General features: G+C 41.4%; 2 protein-coding genes. Both read left to right on the top strand.

Annotated elements, in window-relative coordinates; translation table 11 throughout:
- Nucleotides 1-17 precede the first annotated feature (17 nt).
- Nucleotides 18-4,409, top strand: coding sequence for a trifunctional serine/threonine-protein kinase/ATP-binding protein/sensor histidine kinase (locus OSCI_RS03935; RefSeq protein ID WP_007353569.1), 4,392 nt, complete (start codon nt 18-20; stop codon nt 4,407-4,409).
- Nucleotides 4,410-4,444: 35 nt separating this feature from the next.
- A partial coding sequence (gene pdxA, locus OSCI_RS03940; RefSeq protein ID WP_039961717.1) for a 4-hydroxythreonine-4-phosphate dehydrogenase PdxA occupies nt 4,445-5,507 on the top strand: 1,063 nt, incomplete at its 3' end.

Raw genomic sequence — 5,507 nt, forward strand, 5'->3', positions numbered from 1 at the left:
AGGAGGNGNGNGTAGAAATGATGTTGGTAGCAGGTTTTTCAGGTATTGGTAAAACTGCGGTGGTAAATGAAGTTCATAAGCCCATTGTGCGATCGCGCGGCTACTTCGTTAAAGGCAAATACGACCAGTTTCAACGCAATATTCCCTTTTCAGCTTTTGTACAAGCTTTCCGAGATTTAATGGGACAATTATTATCAGAATCTGAGGGGCAACTTCAAATTTGGAAAGATAAAATATTAGAAGCTGTGGGTGATAATGGGCAAGTTTTGATTGAAGTAATTCCAGAGTTAGAGAGAATTATTGGCACTCACCCCCCAGCAACAGAACTATCGGGAAGTGCTGCCCAAAATCGTTTCAATCGGCTGATGCAGAAGTTCATTAAGGTTTTCACGAGCCAAGAGCATCCTTTAGTGATGTTTTTAGATGACTTACAATGGTCAGATTCGGCATCCTTAAACTTGCTACAACTATTGATGAATGATACAAAATATTTATTGGTATTGGGTGCTTATCGGGATAATGAAGTTTCCCCAGTGCATCCCTTCATCACAACAGTAGATGATATTGTCAAAGCTGGGGCGACGGTGAATACAATTACGTTGCAACCCTTAAGTTTGATGGATGTAAATCAGTTGGTAGCAGATACGCTAAATTGCGAAGTATCCCTAGCTCAACCCTTAACAGAATTAGTCTATCAAAAAACCAAGGGAAATCCCTTCTTTGCCACACAGTTTCTCAAGGCATTGCATAGCGATCGTCTGATTAGCTTTGACTGGGAGCTACGGCATTGGCAGTGTGATATTGCTCAAGTTAGAGCTTTGGTAATTACTGATGATGTAGTGGAATTTATGGCACTGCAATTGCAGAAATTACCGACCGAAACTCAGGATATTTTGAAATTGGCAGCTTGTATTGGGGCGCAGTTTGATTTGGATACGCTGGCAGTTATTAGTGAGAAGTTGGCGGAAGTGGCGGCTACGGCTTTATGGAAAGCATTACAAGAAGGTTTGATTATTCCTACGACAGAAATTTATAAATTCTTTACCCAATCTGATAGTGTCTCGGTTGCTGATGCCGCAGCGAATCCTACTTATCGGTTTCTGCACGATCGAGTTCAACAAGCCGCTTATTCCCTAATTCCTGATTCACTAAAACAAGCGACACACTTAAAAATTGGGCAGCAATTATTGAAGGCAACTCCTTTAGTTGAAAGAGACGGAAAACTATTAGAGATCGTCAATCAATTAAATCAGGGTGCAGAGTTGATCGCATCACCAAAAGACCGTCATGAACTAGCAACACTCAATCTAGCTGTGGCACAAAAGGTAAAATTGTCAACCGCTTATCGGGCAGCAATGGAGTATTTAACTAAAGGCATTCAATTGTTACCTAGCGATGGTTGGCAACAAAGCTACAAACTGACTTTAGGACTCTACGAATTAGCCGCAGAAGTTTCCTGTCTGAGTGGTGAGTTCCAACAAATGGAACATTTTGTGGATACTGTGTTCAAACAGGCGCAGAAATTGTTAGATAAAGTGAAAGTTTACGAAATCAAAGTTTTGGCTTATGTGGCACAGAGTCAGCAGCTAAAAGCCATTGAAACCGCCCTCTCCGTCCTGAAATTATTAGGAGTGATGTTTCCACAGGAACCCACACAAACAGATATTGTTCAAAGTTTGCAAGAAACCCAGGAAATGTTAGCAGGAAAACAACTGGAAACCTTACTAGAACTGCCAGAAATGCTAGACCAAGAAGCAATGGCAGCAATCAGGATTTTGGCATCAATGACAGCCGGTGTATATGTAGCAGTTCCAGCTCTTTTACCATTGGTTGTATTCAAACAAGTGCAACTATCAGTGCAGTATGGAAATGCAGCGGTGTCGTCATCAGCTTATGCCTGGTACGGGGTAATTTTGTGTGGGATTATGGGCGAAATTGAGGCGGGAAATCAGGCTGGGGAATTGGCATTAGCACTATTGTTACGGTTCAAAAGTAATGAATTTAAAGCCAGCACTTACAATTTAGTCTATCCATTTGTAAAACCCTGGAAATATCACATTCAGGCTTCTCTGAAGCCTCTGGTTGAAGGATATCATAGCGGTTTAGAAAACGGAGCGCTGGAATATGCTGGTTACTGTGCTTGGAATTACTGCTATTTGTCTTTTTTCTCCGGTAAAGAACTCTCAGTTTTACAACAGGAGATGATGGGGTACAGTCAGGCGTTAGGGCAACTTAAACAAGTGGCTTACAACTATGTTAGAATTTTTTACCAATCAGTTTTAAATTTACTGGGTCAGTGCGAATGTCCTTGGCAGATTCAGGGGAAAGTGTATAACGAAGAAATAATCCTGTCTCAGCAAAAAGTAGATGATTTGTACGAGCTTGCTGTGTTGTATGTCAGCAAGCTGATTCTTTGTTACCTTTTTCAAAAATGGGAATCTGCTAAAGATGTAGCAGACTCCACCAAACAATACCTGGCGGCAGCACCTGGGTCTTTCAAAGTTACGGTATTCCATTTTTATGATTCACTAACTCAGCTTGCAGTGTTGTCAGATATACAGGGATTAGAACGAGAACAAATACTGCAACGAGTTCAGGAAAATCAAGCCAAGTTGAAAAATTGGGCAGAACACGCTCCTGTGAATTTTTTGCATAAGTGGCAGTTGGTAGAAGCAGAAAAATTCCGAGTTTTGGGACAGAAGATAGAAGCGATTGAGCTATATGACAAAGCGATTGCTTTAGCAAAAGAAAACGGTTATATCCAAGAGGAAGCGATGGCCAACGAGCTCGCAGCTAAGTTCTATTTAGCATGGGGCAAAGAAAAAATAGCTCAAGCCTATGCGATCGAAGCCTATTATTGTTACACCCGTTGGGGTGCAAAAGCTAAAGTTATTGAGCTAGAAAAATGCTATCCCCAATTATTAGCCACAATTTTGCAACAGCAGCATCAACCCGCCTTACTCCGCCAAGAAACATCCCCAACTTACATCTTACAATCCACTTTACAATCCACTCACATATCTTCCTCAAAAAGTGTTTCTGAAGTCCTTGACTTAGCCACCGTCCTCAAGGTATCTCAAAGTATCTCTAGTGAAATTGAGTTAGATAAATTGCTGGCTACCCTGCTACAAGTAGTGAAAGAAAATGCTGGGGCTACCAAAAGTGCTTTGCTATTAAAAACAACTGAAGATATTGAATTAGTAGCCATGAGTGAAAACGCCACTACTCAAATTATGAAAATGGCTTTATCTGACTGCCAAAAAATACCAATTGCAGTCATTAATTACATCAATAACACTCAGAAAATGACTGTTATTGATGATGTAGTAAATTCTACCATGTTTGCGGCGGATGCTTACATTAAACATCAGCCACCCCAAAGTTTAATGTGTGCACCTTTACTTAATCAAGGCAAATTAATCGGGATGATTTATCTAGAAAATAACTTAACAACGCGTGCTTTTACCGAGAGCCGATTAGCTTTGTTGCAAATGTTAACTGGGCCAGCCGCGATCGCGCTGGAAAATGCTCGTCTTTATCAACAGGCGCAACAAGCTTTAACTGACCTCAAGCAAGCACAAATCACAATAGTTCAAAGTGAAAAAATGTCTGCGTTGGGAAATTTAGTGACTGGAGTAGCCCACGAAATTAATAATCCAGTTGGCTTTCTCAGTGGGAATATTCAACCCGCTTTAGATTATATCAAGGATTTGTTTGGATTGCTGGATTTAGTTGAGCAAGAATCAGCTAATTTCAGTACAGCAATTAAAGAGAAAATTGAGACGATTGAGCTAGAATACATCCGCGAAGACTTACCTAAATTAGTTGGTTCGATGCGCGAAGGTGTGAAGCGGATTCAAGACATTAGTACCAGCTTGCGGACATTTTCTCGCGCGGATAGCGATCGCCCCGTTGCTTTTAACCTTCATGAAGGCATTGATAGCACAATTTTAATCTTAAAACATCGCCTGAAAGCAGATAGCGATCGCTCGGAAATTGAAGTTATTAAAAATTACGGTTTAATTCCAATGGTTGAATGCTATGCCGGACAATTGAATCAAGTATTTATGAACATTTTAGCAAATGCAATTGATGCACTAGATGAATCAAATTTGGGACGCAGTTATCAGGATATTAAAGCGAATCCCAATCGCATTACAATTAGTACATCTGTGGAAGGTAAGTATGTTAAAGTTGCGATCGTAGATAATGGAGTGGGAATCCCAGAAGATGTGAAGCACCGAATTTTCGATCATTTATTTACGACTAAAGGAGTGGGAAAAGGAACTGGGTTGGGACTCGCGATCGTGCGTCAAATTGTGGTGGAAAAACATCATGGCACTATCGATCTTAACTCGGAGGTCGGAAAAGGAACTGAGTTTATTATTACTTTGCCAATTAACAATTAACAAACAAATTTTAAAAATTCTAAAAATCTGTTATAATGCTAGGTACTCAGGAGAAAATCCCCGTGAATCCCGATATAAAAGTCAAATTAGCTGTAACTGTGGGAGATCCGGCAGGTATTGGGCCAGAAGTAGTTCTCAAAGCTTTAGCTACAAAACCTCTCTCTAATTGTGATGTGACGGTGATTGGCGGTAGGGAGATTTTGCAAGAAACTTACACGCAACTGCAACCCTGCAAGGTAACAACACCTTTGGCTAATCCAGACAGCTTAGACATTTTAGATGTCGAACTGCATGGCGAGTGGGGTGAAATTGTTGTCGGCGAGGGTAATATAGCGAGTGGTGCGGCTAGTTTCGCTTATATGGAAACTGCGATCGCGCGTACACTTGCCGGCGAATTTCAAGGTATCGTCACAGGGCCAATTTCTAAAACTTGTTGGAAAGCTGCTGGCTATAATTATCCCGGCCAAACGGAACTGTTAGCAGAAAGATCGGGAGTTAAGCGATTTGGGATGTTATTTGTCGCCAAATCTCCCCATAGTGGTTGGTTACTTCGTACTTTACTTGCTACCACACATATTCCACTTCGTCAAGTTGCCGATGCTTTAACGGCAGATTTACTTAGCCTTAAACTTGACTTGTTAGTGAAGTGTTTGCGGGAAGATTTCGGATTAGAAAAACCTCGAATTGCGATTGCGGGTTTAAATCCTCACAGTGGCGAAAACGGACAATTGGGAAACGAGGAGAAATATTGGTTAATTCCTTGGTTGGAGACGGAACGCGATCGCCTTTCTGATGTGCAGTTAGATGGCCCCATACCACCAGATACAATGTGGGTAAAACCCGGTCAAGCTTGGTATGGCAAAGGAGGTAATGCTCACGATGCTTATTTAGCATTGTACCACGATCAAGGGTTGATTCCTGTTAAATTAATGGCTTTCGATCGGGCGGTGAATACTACAATTGGTTTGCCATTTATTCGCACTTCTCCCGATCATGGTACTGCCTTTGATATTGCTGGTAAAGGTGTGGCAGATCCTAGTAGTACGATCGCAGCTTTGGAGTTAGCGGCGGAGTTAGTTAAGCAGCGTAGAAATACGT

The sequence above is a fragment of the Kamptonema sp. PCC 6506 genome (assembly GCF_000180455.1).
GTDB lineage: Bacteria > Cyanobacteriota > Cyanobacteriia > Cyanobacteriales > Microcoleaceae > Kamptonema > Kamptonema formosum.